11 protein-coding genes are annotated in these 19,817 nt (G+C 60.1%); 4 read left to right on the forward strand and 7 right to left on the reverse strand.

Annotated elements, in window-relative coordinates; genetic code table 11:
- The first annotated feature begins 707 nt into the window (after nucleotides 1–707).
- The 3 genes from NKI08_RS32090 to NKI08_RS32100 are packed head-to-tail and all read left to right on the forward strand — an operon-like array spanning nucleotide 708 to nucleotide 4,029.
- The gene (locus NKI08_RS32090; RefSeq protein WP_352775161.1) at nucleotides 708–1,754 is read left to right on the forward strand and encodes a GmrSD restriction endonuclease domain-containing protein; all 1,047 of its coding nucleotides are present in this window, start codon (nucleotides 708–710) and stop codon (nucleotides 1,752–1,754) included.
- Nucleotides 1,754–2,608, forward strand: a complete 855-nt coding sequence (locus tag NKI08_RS32095; protein ID WP_352775164.1) for an SIR2 family protein — start codon at nucleotides 1,754–1,756, stop codon at nucleotides 2,606–2,608. Before NKI08_RS32090 ends, NKI08_RS32095 begins: the two co-directional genes overlap by 1 nt.
- Before the next feature lie 23 nt (nucleotides 2,609–2,631).
- On the forward strand, nucleotides 2,632–4,029 hold the full coding sequence (locus tag NKI08_RS32100; protein WP_352775165.1) for a restriction endonuclease: 1,398 nt from the start codon (nucleotides 2,632–2,634) through the stop codon (nucleotides 4,027–4,029).
- Between the two features lie 92 nt (nucleotides 4,030–4,121).
- Here NKI08_RS32100 and NKI08_RS32105 read toward each other — a convergent pair whose 3' ends face one another.
- The 4 genes from NKI08_RS32105 to NKI08_RS32120 are packed head-to-tail and all read right to left on the reverse strand — an operon-like array spanning nucleotide 4,122 to nucleotide 10,415.
- Nucleotides 4,122–4,970, reverse strand: coding sequence for a phosphoadenosine phosphosulfate reductase domain-containing protein (locus tag NKI08_RS32105; RefSeq protein WP_352775168.1), 849 nt, complete (start codon nucleotides 4,968–4,970; stop codon nucleotides 4,122–4,124).
- Nucleotides 4,967–8,308 (reverse strand): hypothetical protein, encoded by a 3,342-nt coding sequence (locus tag NKI08_RS32110; protein WP_352775170.1) that lies wholly within the window; start codon nucleotides 8,306–8,308, stop codon nucleotides 4,967–4,969. The genes NKI08_RS32105 and NKI08_RS32110 overlap by 4 nt, the downstream gene beginning before the upstream one ends.
- Nucleotides 8,305–9,240, reverse strand: coding sequence for a DUF4007 family protein (locus NKI08_RS32115; protein WP_352775173.1), 936 nt, complete (start codon nucleotides 9,238–9,240; stop codon nucleotides 8,305–8,307). The genes NKI08_RS32110 and NKI08_RS32115 overlap by 4 nt, the downstream gene beginning before the upstream one ends.
- Before the next feature lie 41 nt (nucleotides 9,241–9,281).
- The gene (locus NKI08_RS32120; RefSeq protein WP_352775175.1) at nucleotides 9,282–10,415 is read right to left on the reverse strand and encodes a cysteine desulfurase family protein; all 1,134 of its coding nucleotides are present in this window, start codon (nucleotides 10,413–10,415) and stop codon (nucleotides 9,282–9,284) included.
- Nucleotides 10,416–10,546: 131 nt separating this feature from the next.
- Between NKI08_RS32120 and NKI08_RS32125 the strand changes: the two genes are divergently transcribed.
- Complete coding sequence (locus tag NKI08_RS32125) at nucleotides 10,547–10,999, forward strand: hypothetical protein (protein WP_352775178.1); 453 nt, start codon at nucleotides 10,547–10,549, stop codon at nucleotides 10,997–10,999.
- Here NKI08_RS32125 and NKI08_RS32130 read toward each other — a convergent pair.
- The 3 genes from NKI08_RS32130 to NKI08_RS32140 are packed head-to-tail and all read right to left on the reverse strand — an operon-like array spanning nucleotide 10,987 to nucleotide 19,669.
- Nucleotides 10,987–16,314, reverse strand: coding sequence for an FtsK/SpoIIIE domain-containing protein (locus tag NKI08_RS32130; RefSeq protein ID WP_352775179.1), 5,328 nt, complete (start codon nucleotides 16,312–16,314; stop codon nucleotides 10,987–10,989). The genes NKI08_RS32125 and NKI08_RS32130 overlap by 13 nt on opposite strands.
- On the reverse strand, nucleotides 16,311–17,855 hold the full coding sequence (locus NKI08_RS32135; protein WP_352775181.1) for a hypothetical protein: 1,545 nt from the start codon (nucleotides 17,853–17,855) through the stop codon (nucleotides 16,311–16,313). Before NKI08_RS32135 ends, NKI08_RS32130 begins: the two co-directional genes overlap by 4 nt.
- Complete coding sequence (locus tag NKI08_RS32140; protein WP_352775184.1) at nucleotides 17,855–19,669, reverse strand: hypothetical protein; 1,815 nt, start codon at nucleotides 19,667–19,669, stop codon at nucleotides 17,855–17,857. Before NKI08_RS32140 ends, NKI08_RS32135 begins: the two co-directional genes overlap by 1 nt.
- Nucleotides 19,670–19,817 lie beyond the last annotated feature (148 nt).

Consider the following 19,817-nt stretch of genomic DNA (forward strand, 5'->3'; position numbering starts at 1 on the left):
CCCCGACCAGCTCCGCCGATCACCCGTTGCTCAACCCGCGCCATACGGCGTAAAACCCGCCGAGGCTCTAACTGCAGCCGGATGAAAATTCAGTGGCAGGTCACGGCCGCTCGCCGAGGCGCTGCGCAAGCTGTGTCGCGGCTTGGTACGACAAGTTTTCAGTCGAGCTGGGCGATAGCATCTCACAGCAGATCGACCGCGGGATCGCGACCTCGGGGTTTCGCATCGTCGTCGTCAGCCCGGCTTTGATTTCCGGAACGTCACCGAGAAAGAGAGGTCGGACTTCAGCCCCTCTCTCGCCGACAAGCTCGCCGTCGGTACGAGCCGGGTCGACGCTATGGAGGCGGCCATCCGGATCCTGCGGGCCGTGCGTCCCAACCTCTATTCCTCCCATCCTCGAGCCGAGCTCGAGGAATGTAGGTGTCCGCATTGCGGGCAGCTCTCTCGACCCGCAAAGAGCCCTAGTTCTAAGACTATTAGATTGTGCTTCTATCCGGCCAGCTGCGTGGCGGTGAAGGCTTCGCCGCCACGGCGCGCCCGCAAACCCAAGTGGCCAAGAAGCTTCGCGGGTTCCGGCTCGACAGAAGGATGATGCCGGAATCCACACTAAAGTCGAGAAATCCGAACCCGGCGACGGAAGTTGTGGCCTCGATGGTTGAGCATCGCGGCCTAAACCTTTAACAAAGTCAGACGGGGGGCGTCAGAAATTGCAAATCCATCAGGGCACCTGGACGGTCGATCGACTATTCAGCGAGCGTGAGAACATCAATCTCAATCCGCAATGGCAGCGAGGACCGGCTTGGAAGCCGCCTCGCCAAGTCCTTTTGGTTGATTCCATTCTGAGGGGTATGGACATACCCAAGGTCTACCTGCGCGTTCGCAATGGCGATGCGGTATTCACTCATGATGCCGTGGATGGCCAGCAGCGACTGCGCGCATTGTGGGAGTTTCGTTCAGGAGATCTGCCCCTTGAATACAGCGAGCCGCTGGCTCCCGTCGACGGGCGCGCCATTGCGGGACTAAGATACGATCAATTGCACCAAGATCTAAAAGACCGTTTCGATGCCTTCGAGGTCAGCGTCGCCGAAATATCTACAGGCACGAACGACGACATAGCTGCATTGTTCTCACGCCTACAAATGGGCGTGCCGCTAAATCCTGCAGAGCTGCGCAATGCGATGTTGCATCCTCTCAACCGCATCATGGCATCGATCGCGGAGTCACACGAGTTCTTCGGGCATTGCCGGATTTCGTCCGCCAGATCGAAGCATCTGGATTACATCACCCACGTCTTTGCAGTGTTGCAGTATGGGACCGATCGAGATCTGAAGGCCCCGGACTTGAAACGCATGGTTATGGAAGTGACCGACACCGATTCGATCCTCGAACTGGCGTCCCGCGCCGGTGCCGTCCTCAACGTTCTTGACGAGGTGAACCAACAATTCTGCTATCGAATAAATCAGAAGTGGATTTTTGTGGACCTCTCCCTGCTGATATCGCAACGGCAGCGAGCCGGAGCCGCGGTGGACCCGGTGAAGCTGGCTCAGGCCTACGAATTGTTCGAGGCCAGGCGTCGTATGCATAACGCGCAGCCGGATGTCCTTCTAAGCCGCGACAGCGCGCAACCGACACTCGATCGGCACCTATACAATTACATCGAAGCATTTCGCACCCAAGCCGGCACGAAGGAAAGCCTTCGGACGCGCAATGAGGCGCTTCGGGCGTTCTGCCCCGACATCGACGCGAGGTCGTGATGGCATTCGACGCAAAGAGCATTCCCGACAATCTTCGGGCGACTTATTGCGGCAAGAAAGCGGCTATTCTGGTCGGCGCCGGTGCTTCTGTGGGGGCCGGGCTGCCGACTTGGCCGCAGTTCCTCGAAGCCATGGTGGCTGTCGCAGAGAAGCAGAACGTCGTTGCCGCTGATAAGGCCCGCGAATACCGCTCACTTATCTCAGACCCGAGTAAATACCTCATGATAGCGTCCGGTCTAAAAGAGGATCTCGGCAGTTATTTCGCTAAGGTCGTGGAAGATACGTTCAAAGCACCCAAGCCCAAGCCAACGGCTCTTCATGAAGCGTTGGTAAAACTGGATAAACTGCCGTTCATCATCACGACTAATTATGACACTATCATAGAGCGCTCCTATCGCGCCGAGGTTGACGACGATGTCTCGGTGCTAACCTACCAGGACGAGGGTGAACTCCAGCGTCGGCTATTTGCGCAAGAATTCTTCATTCTCAAAGCCCACGGCGACGCCCAGCGCGCGGGCAACGGGATTATCCTTACGGAGCGGGACTACAGAGAAACGCTCTACAGAAAAAGGGCATACCAACATTTGTTGACGGGCATGTTCACCATGTTTTCCATGGTGTTCGTGGGCGCATCAATGAACGACCCCGAGACGAGATTGCTCTTGAATTACATAGCGGACGCCTACCCCCAGGACTCTGGGCCAAGCCACTATGCGGTGATGGCGAAGGAGCAGTTGACCGCAGTAGAACAGGACCGATGGTTCAAGGATTTGAAGGTTCAGATCGTGCCTATCAGCAGTGCCAACCAATACTCCGAGCTCACCGAGTTCTTGGTCTCTTTGGGGAAAAGCTAGGATATATTCCAGCTGGGGGTATTGTGGAAACCAGGTTAAGCGCCGAGTCTATCGACAAACTCTTCGCGTTGCAGCCTTGCGCGCAGGATGAACACTTCCCGTTCTGCTTGATCAAAGGCGGAGATTCCAGCGGTGTCATCTTCTATGGAGCGGTGCGCCTTAGCTCGTCTCAATGGGATGGCGGCGGCGGCCGAACTGACTTGCATGACATCTTCGGACTGATGTGGGCGGCGGCCTTAAGAGCAACAGGCGCAGCGTCTCCCGAAGTCTGGCTTGACGTCGGGTGGACCGGAACCCCCGAGATTTACAGCCGCTTCATGTTCTTCACGCAGCCGTATAGTTCCGCCTTGAGCGAAGGGGAGAGCGAGCTTGTCGGCCCGCGGTTGGCAGCGCATACAGCTTGGATAGCACATATCTTGTGGGAGGCATTCCATTTCGGCCCCGCGAACGTCGTTGAGCCGCGTTGGTGGGACGAGCCGAAGCCAGAGTGGATCGTGGGCCTTGAGGATATTGTTCCTGGGCGCAGCGAATGGATTTGGGTGACAAGAGAGAACCCGAATTGGGAATATCTGGTCGCGGGGGACAATTCGGTTTCGATCGTGCGCCTCGATGTTGGTGCGCGTGAGGCGCTCGATGAATTGGTGCCGTACTATGGCCCGAGCTCGGTTACCTTTGCAGGCCACAATATCTATTCCGAGCATGGCCTTGTGAACTGCGTGCCACAGGCGACTGTCGAGCGAGGCTTGGAGATCCTTCGTCGGGTCGATGGTACCCCGGAATCGGACAAGAGCATTGTCATTCCGGTCGACACCCACTGCGTCTTCATCGGACAGCGCACCATTGTCGCCCTCGCAGGTAGATTTGACGCGGCACGATACAATCAGCTCCGTGAGGAATGGGAACACCAGAATGCTAAACAGTCGGCGATCTTTCTTGTTGGCGTTCGCTGGGTGTGGAGCACGCCGCTAAATCCGGCGCGCTTCGAAGCTCTAGTCGAAGCGATCCTTTCCGAGGAACAAGGCCTCGAATGGGTCCGGGCGGCCGGCCCATCATTCGAACGTGATCAGGGACGAGATCTCGTTGCCTTGTGGCTGACACCTCCCGGATTGCCGGGGGGAGAAGTGCACTATGAAACTGCGGTGAAGAGGCGAAAGATAGTCGTCCAAGTGAAGTCGCGGAAAAAGACAGTTGGCAAAAGCGATGTCCGGGACGTACGCGATACGATCGAGAGGCATGGCGCCGATGGCATCTTGGTTGTTGCGTATCCCGGGTGGTCGAACGATCTGTTCAATTACTGCGAGGGGCTGGCGCAGAAAGGCCACTGGATAGACCTTTGGGGCCCGAGCCATCTGGAGGCGCGGCTCAGAGCTCGACCATACCTCGCCGAAAGATTCTCTGATCTAGTTCGACGAGCAGAATGAGCGTAGTAGGCGGTTTCGCCGGTCGCCCTGTAAGTATCGGCGTGTTCCCAGGGAGCCCAACCCTCGGCCCAACTGCCCTCGGGTCAACGCGCTCACTTGTGGCAGATCACACATCCTGCCGCGGCCTCGTCGATCCCGTAGACGTCATCGATCGTGGGCACAATATTGCCGGCAAGCGGGTTCACGCGCCGCCGAGCCAGTAGGCGCGCACGGCGCTGCTCGAACTCGCGCTCGATTTCGTCAACGCGCGCAGGCGCGCTCAATTCGTCAAGTCCCTCGCCCTGGCTCCAGGTAAACGGCGAGCCATGGTCACGAGCAGTCTTCTCATAGCCTTTGGCTTCCTCGAAAGAATCGGGGTGCTCCCGCATTAGGCGCACCCACTCGATTTTTTGCTGGAAGAAACAGAATGTGCACCCCGAGCGAGTCCGCCAGCGATAGTACTCGGGTTCGCCCAAGCCGGCGCTCTCAAGCGTTTCGATCACTCCAGCCCTACTGATGCCGTCCTCCCGCAGAGGGAAGTGCACCTGCATGTTGCCATGGGTCGCCTGATAGCCCTCGCGACTGGGTTCATCAGCCCGGATGGCCACGTAGGAATGTACGACAACCCCGGCATCGAGGTCTTCGCGCAGCCACTGCTCAAGCGGACGGAGCTTGAGCTGCCGCGTGCACCACCGAGTCTTGGGGGAGGGCAGGAAGTGATTGTATTCCTTAAGCCAGAAGTCGAAATCCCGGTCCGGATTAAGCCGGGTAATGGGCTTTCCCAGGAACCCCTCGAGCTTGTCGAGGAACGAATACACCTCTTCTAGCTCCTTGCCGGTGTCAGTGAAGAAGTATTCTAGCTCAAGGTCCGGCCTAGTCTGGCGCATATGGACGGCAAGGGCGGCGCTGTCGCGGCCACCTGAAATTCCAAGAATATGACGCTCACGCACTGCAGTCGTCATGCTGGCTCCAATCCGTTGCCTTCGGAAAGGCGTTCCACGATGCGCGCGAGAGCGGCAAGCTCGACGGCCGGTCGCATGCCCTTTAGGCGAAGCTGCGCCATCAAGTCGTCTGCCGCCATGTCTGCAGCCGCAAGCTCCTGTTCTGACACTTGGAAAGCATGAAAGAGCGGCTTTTCCTTCGGGTCCAACCCGACCATGACCGAAATGGCCTGGGAGGTGGGGGAGCGGTCACGAACTGCGGCGAATGTCTCTGCCTCGCGAAAGCGCAGGCAGAGTTTGGCCATTTCGAACATGGCTTGTTCTTGTTCGCGGTCGGACCAATTACGCGGCGGCTTATGAACGAGCAGGCTCGCTAATCCTTCGATGTCGCCGCCATTTCCCTCGAAAGCGCCCGCACGCATGATGAAGGCATCGACGCGCAACTCGGCCGAGACGCCCGAGGCGGTAGAAGACCGCGGCCCAATTCCCTCAAAGGTCATCGGGTCGACCCCAAGATGCTCGGCCAAGCTCGTGCGGAGCGTCTCCAGCATTTTTGGATAGGCCTGTTCGGCCTTGTTCAGTGCGGCCACCACGCTGACCCCGGGATCGGGCTCTCCCTTAAGGGTGGACGCGAGGTCTGAAAACAGCAGCGCTTCAGGGTCGCTGGCCTTCAACACAATGTCCCTGACCTTGCGAACATTTTCGGCCAGCGTCTGAGTGCGCTGCGCCCACAGCGGAAGGGCATGAAAACGCTGATAGAGCGCCGATGCGACCGGGAGGGCCTTCGCTTCAACGGGGCTTGTTTCGGTCGAAAGAAGCGCGGCGAGCTGCTGGACGAACGCGTCATCGCGCTTGGAGCGCGAAATCCGGCGGAACTCGATGGCTGCAGGATCCTGCAGAATGCGGTCGGCGACGATATCGTCGATGGCCGGCTGGAAAGCGCCGTCGACGTAGACGGCAACCGCGTTTCTGTGCGCCAGCAGATAGGACAATACCAGTACGGGCATCACGCCCCGCTTGATGCCATATGGCCGCGCTGCCCAGGTGTCGAAGAGTTCGGCCAGGTTCACCCGCTTCTCACCCAGCACCGTCCAGGCAGGCTTCATTGTCTTGCCCGCCTCGTCCCCCGCAGGATCGGCGAAGCGCCACACGCCCTTATCATCCTGCCGATGAAGGCCCAATGGCCGAACGATCGTCAGGTAGAGCCCGCGCTCGACCGGGAAGTTCTCGATCCCGAGGTCTGCCACGTCCGACTTCGAAACCATGGCATGCATCAAGGTCCTCAGGCCCGCCATGGCGGCAGTCGAGGGCTTATCCCGGTAGAGCAACTCGGATTGGATGACGGGTGCGCTGCTGAAAGCAGTCGTCGCAAGGGCCGACGCCAAGACGGTCAGTTCCCTGCCATCGAGTTTCTTGCCGGATGCATCTTTTGCGATGTCACCGAATGCCCACCAGCGGGCCAAAGAGAACGCCTTCAGCAAGTCGCTGCGTACAATCTCGGCGATCAATGATTTGCGTGCCGACAATTCTCGGCGGGCGATCCGATCACCCTCGAGCTGCGGATGCGTCTCTTCGATGCGATCCAGAGCATAGAGGTCGCTCGCATGATCCCTTAGCAGATAGACCTGCTCACTCGCGGCCACGCCGGCCAGGACTCCTAGGTTTTCCAATTCGACACTGAGTTGCTTGGCGGCGACCTTGACCGGCGCTTCGAAGCTTCGCGCGTCGGGCAGCAGCATAATGAGAAGACCCGCCGACCGCCGCTTCGTCTTGGCCAATGCCGCAGCGGTCCTCTTGGCCCACGCAGCGGGACTTTGCGGGCTCTCGTCGGCGAACTGAATGACAACGTCGAACGTGCGCAAAGCACCGGTCGCAAAGTAGTGGCTCTTGGCTGCGATCGGCCCCACGCCAAGCCGTGATGGCAAATCAGCCAGAACATCGGCGTCGAGCTTCAGCGCGACCTTAGAGATGGCATCATCGAGGTCGAAATCGCTGCCGGCGAAGAGGGCATATCCACCAAGCCGCGGCTGACGGATGAGGATCGCTCGGTTGACCAGTTCGTCGATGGCCGCCGTAACGTCGGCTTTTTTCGCCTCTGGCGCGCAAAGAGATAGGATGTCGTCGGCAACCGCGAGCCCAGAGCCATTCCTGAACAGCTCGACGACCGCCGCGGCCTTGGCAAGCTTACCAACCAGCGGGCCATAAAGTGCCGCTTTCTCTACGGCCTCCATGGCCAGTGTCATCCGATTGCTTTCGGGACCAACAGAAAGGGCGCTGCCAAAGTTGGCAACCAAGTAATCCCAAAGCTGATCCGGACCATACCAGGCGTTTCCGTCGACGTCGGTCCGCGCCAAGTGGGCCTGAAACCCGTTGGGTTCCGACGAAGAGAGAAAACCGAAGACGCTCCGCTCATTTTGTGCAAACCGTTGGCGGGACACCGGTCCCAGCAACAGAGCGGAGACCGGGTGCAATGGCCATGTTTGGGTAACGATTTCAGTCAGCCCGGCGACATCGACCGGGCGACGGTGCGAGATCGCTAGCGCCGTCAGGCCAGCGATCGCTTTGGCGCTTGCCGGAGCTTGGTCGCTACCAATGGCGCGAGCGATAAGCGCCGCGACCTCGTCGGCCTGCGCAACGAAGGGCACGTTCTGGTACCGCCCCTGGACCTTTGCCCATTCGTTTCGACCAGTCCGGCTCAGCCGATTGGCATATTGCTCAAAAGACTGATGCAAGATGCCGACAACGACCAGCCGACCGTCAGAGCGGGCTGCTCGCTCTGCGAGATCCTGCAAAATATGCACGTCGCCGGCAGAACTCGTCGCGTGCTCGAGGAACTTGCCGAGCTCGTCGATGACGATAAGCAACCCTCCCTTTTGACGAGCACGCGCTTCCAATTCGTCGATAAGTGCTCGCTCGTCGCGCGCTGCTTCCCGCGTCGCTTGAGGCCACTCAAATTGCTCCGCAGCCGCGTCCGCCAAGGCCCCTGCCAGGCTCGTGCGCCGGCCGGTCAGTGCAAGCACATCCCACGAGCGGCCCCGCCCAGGAAACGCAGAGGAAAACTGCTCCGCCAAGTCTGGCCCAACTATCCCTTCGGCGAGCGCGCGTTGCTTCTTGTTGCCAGCGACCAGATTGGCAACAAGCAGCGCCGCACAAGATTTGCCGCCGCCGTAGGGGCCCGTCCAGGTGAACGCAAACTGCGACCCTTCCGCGATCCCCGCTAGCATGGCTATCAACGACTTGCGCACGCTCGCCTGCAATACGTATCCCGTGAGCGGCGGCGTGCCGTTGAGATCGGTGTCGATCCTAGCGGACAGCGCGAACCGGCGTTCGACCTTGACGATGTCGGCGAGCTTGGTCATGCCGATCTCCCCCCACGGTAACCGGCTTTGACGAGGTCGAACTCGTCGATTTCCTCGATACGGCCTGCTAGAGCGACCTGACGGAGGCCTGCGGTGTCGGTCCACACCATTTTCCCGCCGGTTGCGTCCCCGATGCTCATCAGGCGTGCGACGAGGCTGTCCTCATCCAGTTTGAAGACGCGCCCGGGGGAGCCGGGGTCATACTGCACCTGCTCCACTGAGAGGGTGGGGGATAGCGAGTGGTGACGCTCCCAGAACTGCTTCAACACCAGCGCAAATATACTGTCTTCCAGCGAGGGCTTCTGCCCGCGGACGAATTCGAGTTGCCCGGTCGAGCGCAGCTCGCGCAGCAGGCCGAGTTCCACGAGCAGCGGTTCTACCGCGTCTTCCCCTGCATCGGCGTGACGCGGCGCATAGCTGCGAACGAACACTTCCACGTCGCGCTTGAGGGTCTCGGCGGTTGCTCTTGCGGTTGCGCGCGCTTCAACGATGGCCGCCATGGCCCTCACGAGATCGTCTCGGGTAAAGGCAATCTGATTGAGTAGGTTGAAGGCGTAATAGAACGTCGTTGCGGCGTGCGGCTCACCCACAAGGTGGGCATGCATCAACCACAGGGTCGACGGATGCTCAAGATATGGGTCGAGCCCGGTGCCGTCCGTGAAAATCAACCGGCCTAGAGGGGTAGCATGAAGATGGGTGGGGCTATCAACCAGGATCTTCGTCGCCAGCGCCCAATGACGCATCGAGAGCGCCATATTCTTGCCGACGCCGAAGGCGGCGATTGCGTTTTGTTCCTGAAATGTTCTACGATCGATCCCATCGGGGCCGGATGCATGATCGAACGCCTTCTTGAGCCACAAGAGCCGAAGCGAGAAGGTCTCGTGGCCCGAAACGCGAATCGCGGTGGCCGGATCATAAAGGTCGTTCAACATGGGAGTGGATGCTACTGGAGACGGTCGCCAGTTGGCAATCCTTAGCGGCCGACTATTTCCGAAAGCGCGATCGCGGCGTCCGTGGCGTCCATCTCGGTATTATAGCGGGAAAAGTATAGACGAACAGTTTCCGCTGCCTGTTGGTGAGTAAATCCCATCTCAAGGAGCACGTGCGAGGCAGTAATCTGCCCGCTCGTGCAAGCTGATCCTTCGGAAATCGAAATCCGATTCCCGGCCTTCGCGATTATCGACATCGCGTCACTGCCGGGGAATCTCAGACTCAAGCTGCCTGGCACGCGTTGCCAAGCAGGAACATTTTCGATGAATTGCACTTGCCTGCTGCGTAGTTCTTCGAGAAACAGGGCCGATAAGCCCGTTGAATGCGCGGCGTCCGCGGCGAGCCGCGCCCTGGAGACCTTGGCGGCGGCGCCAAACCCAACCACGAGCGGCGTCGGTACGGTCCCAGGACGGATCCCAGCCTCCTGACCGCCGCCGAACAACACCGGCAACGGCCGGAGAGAAGCGGCCGATGATATGAACAGCGCACCGATGCCCATTGGGCCGTAAATTTTGTGCGACGAAAGGCTCGCTAAATCGAACTCCGCACAGTCGAGAGGAAGTTTGCCCGCGCCCTGTGCAGCATCGACATGCACGAGCGCCCCCGCCGCACGGGCAATACGAACGACATCGGCAAGCGGTTGGATGGATCCCACCTCGTTGTTGACCGCCATCACCGACACCAAGAGTGTCTCAATGCCGACCAACCGTTCCAGAGCTGAAATATCGATGATGCCGTTCACTTTTACCGGCGCTTCGATGATCCGGAAGCCGGCCCTCCGCAGCGAACTCGCGGACGACAGCACACTCTTGTGCTCGATGGCCGATACGACAATGTCACGCCGCCCGATGCCACCTTCAAGCGCGGCGAGAGCAATGCCCCTTATCGCGATGTTGTTTGCCTCGGTCGCCCCCGACGTGAAGACGAGTTCCTGTGGATCCGACCCGAGGAGGGACGCGAGTTCCGAACGCGCCGTTTCAACGGCCTGTGACGCCAGCATCCCACTCAGGTGAGGCGAGTGCGGATTGCCGACCTGAGCATGCCACCAAGGTGCCATTGCTTCCATCGCCTCCGGCGCCAGCGGTGTTGTCGAGTGGCCATCAAGATAGATCGGCATATGCGCATCTGACTCTGTCTTCGGATCAAGCTCAACCTAATCCGGAACGGGGAAAATTCGAAATCGGCTCACGATCGAGGCTCAGCCAATTTGCTGATAGCATGCCGGGGCGAACAGGAGATGCGTATCCCATGACCGAAAGCACCGACGTCAGCGTCAAAGAAATCTACAAGGAGCAATACGCTCACTTCAGAGCGATGAACGACATCCTCTACAAGATTCCCCCGCTGTTCTCAGTGGCAATCGGCGGCTTGTGGTACTTCGCGGCATCCCAGCTCAAGAGCGATCGGCTCATCGCCGTCGGCATTTTCCTGTTCGCCGCCGTCGTGAGTGTGGCCAGCGTTTTTATCATGGGTCGCTTCAGCCAGGCTTTCAGCCTCTACATCACCAATTTGAACAGGCTCGACGGCGACTACGCCGTCTCGCTCAAGAACAAGGACAAGAAATGGCCGCCCTCAACAGTAAAGATCATTCAGTTCCTGTTGTGGGTCGCGGCCGCGATGTCGTGCGCCGGGGTCATCTATGCCCTCGTCCTCCTGTTCGGTCCTGCCCCGCCCCCGGTTTTGCCAGCTCAGCCGTCCTGAGCAGCGATCGCCGAGACAACGTCTTCTATATCCTCATCGGACAGGAATGGTGCCTGTGCGAAGACGGTCGAGGCCTCGCCGCTCAGCCGCGCGGCCAGGTGCCCGAGGCCGAGCAGGTTTTCTGCGCCCTTCGTCCCGAGTGCGATCTCTGAGGTTCCGACGCTCGCGACCTTCAAGATCAGCCGATTACCGAGATTGTCACGCAACTGAACAGGCATGACCCCGGCATCGGGCCGTTGTGCCGCAAAGACGAGGTGAATACCGGCGGCTCGCGCCTTCACCCCCAGCCTCGAAACGATCGATGTAACGGCACCCTTGTAGTCCTCGGTCAGCATCCATTCGGCGAACTCGTCGTGGATGAGAAACTTCATCGGCAGCCGTGCTTCTGGCGCGGCCTTGATGTTGAACGATCGAATGTCGCGAGCTCCGCTCTGCCTGAACAGCTCGTACCGCCGGTCCATCTCGACGACGAGCCCCTCCATCATTTCGATCGCGGCCGCTTGGTCAATGATGATCCCACCCTTCACATGCGGCAACCGCTCGATTGCGGAGTAGTCCACGCCCATTTTTGGATCGATCAGATGAATGTGTACTAGGGCGCTAGGATTGGTCGCGGCGATGTCGAGGATCAGCGCCTGGATCAGCACCGATTTACCGCTGCCCGTCGCGCCGGCGATGAGCGTGTGCGGGTCGTGTTGTGACACGCCAGCGAACGGCCCACCCAGGTTGAGATAGAGAATTTCGCCGTCGAGCTCGCGCAGACCAAGAAGGAAGCTCGTGTTGAGACCGGTGGCATTGCGGTTCAGGGCACGGCGCTCCCAGAGATCCCACATCGAGACAATCTGCCGCTTTGCTCTTGCCACGCCGACCACGATCTCGCCGGGCAGCGGCGAGATCGAGATCACTCGCAGGCCATGTGTGGTCAGAAGGGCGGACTGTTTAGCCTCGATGTCTTCGACGCGCAGGCGGTCGCTGCCGACAAATCGCACGAGGGCGGCGTTTGGCGTCAATCGCATCCCAGCGATCTTGGCCTGTAGATTGTAACCCATAAGGGCCGTACGCAGCCGGCCGGCCGTCGCCTCGAGCCATTGTTCGTCCTCGCCAGCCGCCGACTGCACCTGCCCCGCTTTTCGAGACACCAAGCCGGCAAAGCTCTCGCTATCCGCTGAGATCGGTTCGGCCCCCTCGTGCTCCTCCCGATCAGGCGCGGTGGAGCGGCCAGTGGCATTAGGCTGAGCCTCGCCGGCATCAGCAACAGTCGCTGTTCCCGCGCTCACGTTGGGCTCGGGCGGAAGAGGCGTGGGTCTCGGTGGCGGAGGGCTTGGCGGAGCTGCGTCCGGCTCGCCGGTACCACTGGCTGGGCCACTCTTGGTAGTCCACCGAACGCGTGGTGCCGGCGCGCGAAACTCAGATGTTTCCCACGGCCTGCGATCTCCCAGCGCGCTTCTGATCGGCATCAACGGTTCAGAGGCCTCATAGGCCTTGATCAGCTGCCGCAGACCTTCGCGCGTGTAGATCTCCTGCAATCCCCGAACCTCGGTCACTTCGTCCTGATCGCCGGGCGAGCCACCCGCGTCTGCGGGTCCCGAAACGAAAATATGGGAGTAGCCCTTTAGATCGATCTCCACCGTGCCATTTCGGATGCCATTCCTCACCTCCTCGAGCGAAAAGCTCGCGCTTAGAGCCGACGGTTCATCGAGCAGGATGTCGGCAAGACGCGAAAGCCATAGGTCACGGTCAAGCCGCCCCGGATCGCCGAAAAGCGCGTCCTCGATCCGACGCGTTGTCTGTCGCAACTGCTGGCTGGAATGACGTTTGGCTTCCGCCAGACCACTGGCCTCGACATACTTCGCTTCGGTTACAACAGCGTGAAGCCTTGGGTGCCCTTCAGGTCCCGGGTCGACGCTGAGCGCAAGGATGTCGGCAATCCCTTCCTCTCGCTGGCCCAGCCATTGCGCGTAGTCGTCGAGGAGGAACCACGATGCCGGACGCTTCAAAAGCTCCTCAGCAACAAGTGCGCGACTGAGAACCAGGCCTATCAACTCCCCCGCTGATACGCCGCGCTTGGCCGCACGCAATATGACATCGCCAGAGATGGCCGTCGCATCGGCGATCATTCTCTCGGCAAGCGCCGATAGACGGTCGTCGCTAAGCCGGAGGCTGAGTTGATCGAGGCGTCGACGGACAAGCACCGGCAGGACGCGCAGGTCCGAGGTCGAGGACACCACCATGTTGCGGCCGTGAGTGCGTTCGCGCCGATATCGGATGACCTTGATGCCCTGCGCCATGAGCTGCCGCTTGTCGAGGAGGTCGTCATAAGTGGCGACCCACTCCGCCAGGCCGTGAACATCCTTGAACATGGCCTCTAGGCCATGGTCCTGCAGCGAAATCTGACGCGCGGGCAGGTAATGCTCGTTGTCGCGATGCGACTGTTTGCGGATCACGGCCGCTAGTGCGTCGAGATAGGACCAGCCGACCCGAGGTTGGCGGGGCGAAACCAGATAGCTAGTAGCGGTGAGTTGTTCTTCTCCCACGACCCGGCGATACGACCAGCGAGGCGGCACGTGGTCGGCAATTGAAGGGTCCGTGTCGTCGTTGCGCGGGACAGAAAACCAGGCCTCCCTGGCCTGACGCGATACGACATCATGCAGGAACGCGACGTCCACGCTTCGCTCGTCAGGCGCGCGGCGCCCCGTGCTGCCTTCAAGCATCACCCCTATTCTCAGCTTCGACATGAAGTTGAGCGAGGTTTCACTGACGACGATGGCGTCGGGGTCGTTGCCGGATTGATCCAGCAGATCGGTATAGACCTTGTTGAGCTTGGAACGGTCTCGATGGCGGACGAGGACGTTGCAGTGGACCTCTTCTTCGTGGACCGACCCCAACGCGTTGACCGTGGCCAATGGCAGGCCAGCAGCATCGCAGTTGTAGAGCATGATGCTGAGATTGGCGCGCTCATGCGGCTGCAAGTCGAGATAGCGGCCGATCAGCCCGAGGATCTCACGCGCAGCCTCTGCCGGGTCCACATCGGTGGACGCTTCCGAGGGATCGCGAACCGGCCGCTCCATGAAGCTGTAGTCGTTGAGCGTGCTCGTCTCCGTCAGGAGAACCGCTTCGCCACCGGTGAAACCCGGTATTGCCTCCGGATAGTAGGGGTGCGCGAGCTCAGATCGGAGATCGGCAAAAAAGAGCCGCTGGTCGCCGAAATTGACTTCCTCCGCCTTGAGCAGGTGATCGATCAGGCCGCAGAGAGATCGCATCTTGACCGCCGTCGCGGCCATTCGCATCGGGTGCCACGGCGCTACGATCGCAGCCGGCGTCGAACCGGCAATCTGAACCGTGCCGATCCTGAGGATCGGTTCCCACAGGTCCCGCCGGTTTAGGTCCCCTGGCGCCGAGCTCCGAAGTTGCTCAAGCAGCCTGGCGTACAACTCGGCCTGTTCCAGCTGGGGTGTTCCCCCCATGCCGTTCGTTCGCCAATCTTCGATGGCAGCCGAGTAGCCCGCGACGAACGCAGTCCATGTCTCTCCAAGGTCCGCGCCGGCAGGCGGCGTCATGCGACCGCCCGCGACGGCTGCCTTGATGGCCCTGGGCAGGACCTTGCTTAAGTCTTCGACATTGGTTGATCGTGGAACCAACGATCCCGCATCCTGGCGGAACGACGGCTGCAAAGTGCCTACGTCGGCGAGCGACACCGACTGCATCGCTCCCTTCTTGCTGACCAGCATGCGTGACACTTCGGCAATGCCGAATGGGTTCTTTTCGAGCCGGGCCAAGTCATCGGGCAACGCCAGTCCGATCGCGTTTGGCTCGGCCCGCCAGATCAACTGGACCGTGTTTTTCTCCGCACCTGGGCCGCTTCCCACTGTCAGAGCGAGGTCGAACTTGATCTGAATGTTTGCGCGCGACGTCGAGACGTTCTCGCGGAATTTGCGGCTCTTGCTTGCGGCTTCGAGCAGCGCCTCAAACTCGAAAATGTGCGGCGTGTCCCAGCTAACCGCCTGTGGGAGAACCTGACGCAGGGCCTTGTATTTGAGGCTGAAGGCGCGGGCCACGTCCGCATTCATGTCCAGCCATTGCGTCTTGGTCCGACGTGAGGATCGGATCTCGATCCGCCGAGGCATCTTTAGCGTGCCGAGCTGGGCAAAAAGCCGCTCAATGCTGCGGACCAAGCCATCGAGGAAATCCGTGCACTCGATAGGGCGTCCGTAGACGAACTTCTCCCATTTGGCGCGCAACTGTCTGTTGGCCGCCAGATCCTCCCGATGAGCTTCGAAGAACTCGCGATCGTCCTCTCGGGATTCCTTGAGGGATCGACCCTTGAGATCGCCGAGATACGCCTTGTCCGGATCGCTCAGGCGATCGGGACGCTCGTAGTCGAAAAACTGAGCGGTCTCTTCTGGAAGCTTCAGCTTCTTGAGCTTGAGGCCCGAGAAGATGAGAAGAATATTGTCCTGTTCCCACTCGAGCTCAGCAAGCTTTTCGGTCGCATCACGCCACCCGGCTGGCGAGTCGACGAATGCCTCGATCGTCGGGTGCAGCTCGGCGGCGATCTCGTCTCGAACCGTCTCGAACTGATCCCGCAGCTCGTCGGCTTCGATCGGCTGGCGGTTGGGTCGCTGCTTGGAAAGCAATGGTCTCCGGTCAGTAATGAGTTTGTCATAAAGGCGTCGCCAGCGGCTTTGCTGCTGCAGATCCTTTGGCCGCTGCGATCGGAAGTATCCTGTGTCGCGCGGCAGTTGCAGTGCCGGTAGCGCCCAGCCAAGTGCGTCCGCGACGGGCAGTGACATGCCGTCGATCGCCGCGCGTGTCATGGCAACATAGTTGCTGAGCTGCGCGAGTGGCCAGTCGTCGACACTGGACAAGGCCTTGAGGGCTATGTGCCATGCTTCGATGTGCTCTTCCGGAAGCCCGAGTCCATCGGATGCAGGGAGCACCCAATAGGCGGGTCCCTCTTTGAGTTCCTTGGCACCGATCAACGCCACATCGTGCAACGATGCGCCCTGATCATCGTCGGTGTTCGCGATAAGGAGCGCAGGACGGTCGCACTCGGCATGCCGCCACGCCACGGTCCTCTCATCGGTGATCACGGAGTCGGGCAGACCCTGGCCGTCGACAAGTGCGCGGGGCACAGCAATCTTGACCTGGGACTGGATCGAAACGTCGGAAACCAGCTGCCTGACGATCGCGGCAACCTGCGGTCCGGTGAGGCGATCGAGCATGAAACGAGCGGTTCCGCTGTCGGCCCCGAGGCCCTGCAGACGCTCCTGGAGCGCCGCAGCGCCTGCCGTGCCGATCAGATCGAGGGCGTTCATGCTCGCACCTCGCGGCGAAACGGATTTTCCACATAGGCGGCCGAGTCCGACAGCCGGTTGAGGAGGCCGAGGCTAATCAGCCGTTCCTCCAGCCGCCGCGCATTGTCGGAAAAGTCTTCCTGATCGGCTTTTCCGGCGCCGATGATGCTCGCGGCCTGTTGATCTCCGATCACAAAGCCATAGCGGTCGTGTAGCGCGGCGAGGAAGTCCTTGAACTCCATACGCTCGCTCACGCAGCAAACAACCAGCGTCTTGAGCAGCCGGTCGGTCGGTGCGTAGCGCACGCGGCGGCTTGACCGACGCGAGCTCAACCCGATCTGCCGCGCCCAGGTCGAATGCACCTTGCCTACATGTTGCGCGTGTCTGGTTTTCGCCCTGCCGACGAGCTCGTCGATCAGGTCGCCAGGATTGCTCATCCCGGTCGGTAGGTCGTCGGGGTCCGGCCAGTCGAACTGGCGTCCCAATACCTCCGCGGCGCTGAGAACGGCATCGTCCGATTTAACGGCGTGCTGCCACTCATGAGAACATTCGGCACTGCGGACGTAATGCTCAATGGCAAGACCCGGCAGCGCATTGTTCGCCTGAAAGGAGTCCGCCGCAAGGTCACGGATCACCGTCTTTCGTGGCGATACGATCTCGCAGATCATCGTGATGGGCACCGAGTCCAGGAGTTCTCGCGCCCGGTCAAGCTGGTACCGAACAAGATTGAGCCCGGTGATGGTTACGATGTGTGGCAGAGCGTCGAACACCGAAATCGGGCTATCCAGAATAGCGATCCAATCCTCGGCAAGTTGATCGAAGATCGGGTGGGTCGAGCAGGGCAAGTATGAACCCGGCCGATCACGCTCGGCAAGTTGTGGCTCCCCTTGCAACGCAGCGACCAACCGATCGTAGACGGTTGGTTGCTCAAAGAGCTTTGCGACCAGCCGTTCTTTGAGCTCGGCGGCTCGCTTGGACCGGCAAAGCATCAGGTAGAGAACTTCGCCGGTTCGAGCGAAGAAACGTCTGTCGGTCGAAACACCAGACGCCGTCACAGCGGCATCCTCGTAAAGCGCGCTGGGACCGAAGGGGAAGACGAACTTTGAACTCCAGCGTTTATTGCTGGTGCCTTCGATGGCGGAGGACTGCAAGAACCCCACCACAGAGGCGAAGTCATCGAAGCTGTCGAAGCGGCCACGGAGGTAACTGAAGTCGCGGCTCTCAAGGCCGCCGGCGTTCTGTTCCATCAACTCCAGCCATTTGGTCCAGGCTGCATCGTCGGAAAGCTTTTCGGCCCCGATGGTCAGAAGATACGGATTGTTGAAGATCAGATTGCGCAGTCGCAATTGCGTCTGCGGACGATAGGACAGTGCGTTGAACTCCTCTTCCGCCAAGGCGCGGCCGGCAACGTGCTCCGATCGAAGCACGCCAAGGAATTCAAGCAGAATCAGCCAGGGCGTCTGTTCGTCATGCAGGCGATGCCCCCAGATCGCTTCATCGACCCAGAACGCGGGTCCAGTGCGATCCTCATGGGAAATTGGGCGTTTCAGGATCTCCATCATTAGAGTCTCACCGTCACGCTACGCGATGATGCACGACCATCGGAATTGAGGTCGATGAACTTGAGGACGATCCCGTCACTGCGATCGTCACCGTCAAGGAACCTCCGCCGTTCGACGGCGCTCAGAAGCCGTGCCTTGAACGCAAGAAGGTCCTCGTGGCACTCGAGCGAAAAACTCGTAGGCAATGCGCCCTCGGCCACGCGGCCCAAGAACTCAAAGCGGGTCGTCGACAGTTGCAGCGTGACTTCAGGCGGATCATCACGCGCAAGCCGAACCACCAGCCTCATGCCTCCATCCCCGTCACCGAGCAGCGCCACCTCCTCACCAGCACGACGGGCGACCGACACAAATTCCTCAAGCAGGGGATTGGTTCTCGACTGCGATTGGCTTCCCGAACTTGCAAGCACCAACTCGTCTTGGTTCTGGATCAGCATGCCGGTGAACACCCGATTTAGCCCGCGCACGAGCATGGGCATCACCTGCCGCGGCAATGCTCGCTTCTCGGCAAACGCGCGACTGGTTTCGAGATAGAGCCCGGCGTACCGAAAGACGGTCAGGTCCCAGAGGTCCAACGTGTCTGCCAGGTCGTCTGAGATGGTGAAGAACAACCGTTGACGCTGCCCGCGAAGCAGCCCGAGGAAACGCGCGACAGCGCTCGGATCGTCGCCCTCGAGGTAAGACTGTTGCGCCCGTTTATAGGCTGGCGTCTCGCCGTAAACCTGATCGGTTTGCACGAGGGCTCGGTAGGTTTCCACCAACGCCGGATCGTCGGCACCGTAGAACAGCATGTTGTCGACTTTGTTGCTCGTTTCCGAGCCGATGCCGAACAGGTTGAGCTTGCGAAAGGGTTCGGTTCTCTCTGCGCGGCTTGGTTTCAAATTCCCGCCGAATACATTGCGGTAGGGACTGGCACGCTCCGCCGTTCCCGCGGCTGCCAATTCGGCGACATCGGTGCACGCCATTAGGCCGTCGCGCGCATCGGGATGGCCAAGAACGATGTTCGTGACAAGGGATAGAACCTGCCGGATGGTAAAGTGACCACCATTCTGTTCGCTGGCTTCGACCAAGTTGCCCAGCCGTCGCCGGAAGAGACCGTTGCCGCCGGTCCCGATCAGCCGTTCACGGTTCTCGCGGATCGGACAGGTTGCCCCATTCAGCGCCGGACAATCCTCGCAGCCGCTCCAACCGGGGTGCAGCGTCACGGCGTCAATGACCTGATCGATCATCACGGCGGCGGCAGACCGGCTGAGATCCCTCAAATCGAGCTTAATCGCGGAGTTCCCACTGCGGCCAACGACCAGGAGATTCTCGACCACCTCGACCAGAGCGCTTGTCGTCTTGTCGCTGCCGGCGGTCTTCATTTTTTCGAGAAGCTGGCCATGATTGGCTGCCATCAGGTAAACCCTGGGGGAATTGGGGTCTGCGACATCCCACGCCATCTGCTCAATCAGCGGCTTACTCTCGTCGGAGCGAAGCTCACTCAGATCCTTGACGACGATGAGTTGGCGAGCGCCCAAGCTGAGGCGCTGGATCTTCTCTCCGGCGTTCCAGTCCTCAATCGTGCCTCCGAGCTCAAGCCACACGCGTCGGCAGTGATAGGTCTTTCCGTCGCCGGCGGTGCCCGTGAGGATGATGGACTGGCACTCGTCCGACCTGAAATTATCGACCAGCCACGCAAGATGCTGGGCGGGCAGCTCAATAGGCTGCATCTTCAAGCGAGCCAACGCCCGCTGAATGGTCTCGTCGTACATATTGTCGTTGGTCGGAATGGGCCCATAGTTCCGAAGAAACCGGATCCAGTTGTTGGTCGGCATGCGCTATCCCCCCACGACTGCCGCCTTGCGCTGACGACCGTCCTGGAATTCCAGCGCAGCCCCATGAAAATCAGTCAGTTCCAGACTACTGTAGAACTCGTGAAACGCAACAATACAACCCAAATGCTGCAATACAACCCGAATGCTG

This window comes from Mesorhizobium sp. M0768 (assembly GCF_040320195.1).
Taxonomy (GTDB): domain Bacteria; phylum Pseudomonadota; class Alphaproteobacteria; order Rhizobiales; family Rhizobiaceae; genus Mesorhizobium.

Coding starts and splice junctions, on each gene's coding strand:
- NKI08_RS32135 (WP_352775181.1), bottom strand. CDS start 17,855: ATGATGGAGATCCTGAAACGCCCAATTTCCCATGAGGATCGCACTGGA.
- NKI08_RS32130 (WP_352775179.1), bottom strand. CDS start 16,314: ATGAACGCCCTCGATCTGATCGGCACGGCAGGCGCTGCGGCGCTCCAG.
- NKI08_RS32115 (WP_352775173.1), bottom strand. CDS start 9,240: ATGTTGAACGACCTTTATGATCCGGCCACCGCGATTCGCGTTTCGGGC.
- NKI08_RS32095 (WP_352775164.1), top strand. CDS start 1,754: ATGGCATTCGACGCAAAGAGCATTCCCGACAATCTTCGGGCGACTTAT.
- NKI08_RS32140 (WP_352775184.1), bottom strand. CDS start 19,669: ATGCCGACCAACAACTGGATCCGGTTTCTTCGGAACTATGGGCCCATT.
- NKI08_RS32105 (WP_352775168.1), bottom strand. CDS start 4,970: ATGACGACTGCAGTGCGTGAGCGTCATATTCTTGGAATTTCAGGTGGC.
- NKI08_RS32125 (WP_352775178.1), top strand. CDS start 10,547: ATGACCGAAAGCACCGACGTCAGCGTCAAAGAAATCTACAAGGAGCAA.
- NKI08_RS32120 (WP_352775175.1), bottom strand. CDS start 10,415: ATGCCGATCTATCTTGATGGCCACTCGACAACACCGCTGGCGCCGGAG.
- NKI08_RS32110 (WP_352775170.1), bottom strand. CDS start 8,308: ATGACCAAGCTCGCCGACATCGTCAAGGTCGAACGCCGGTTCGCGCTG.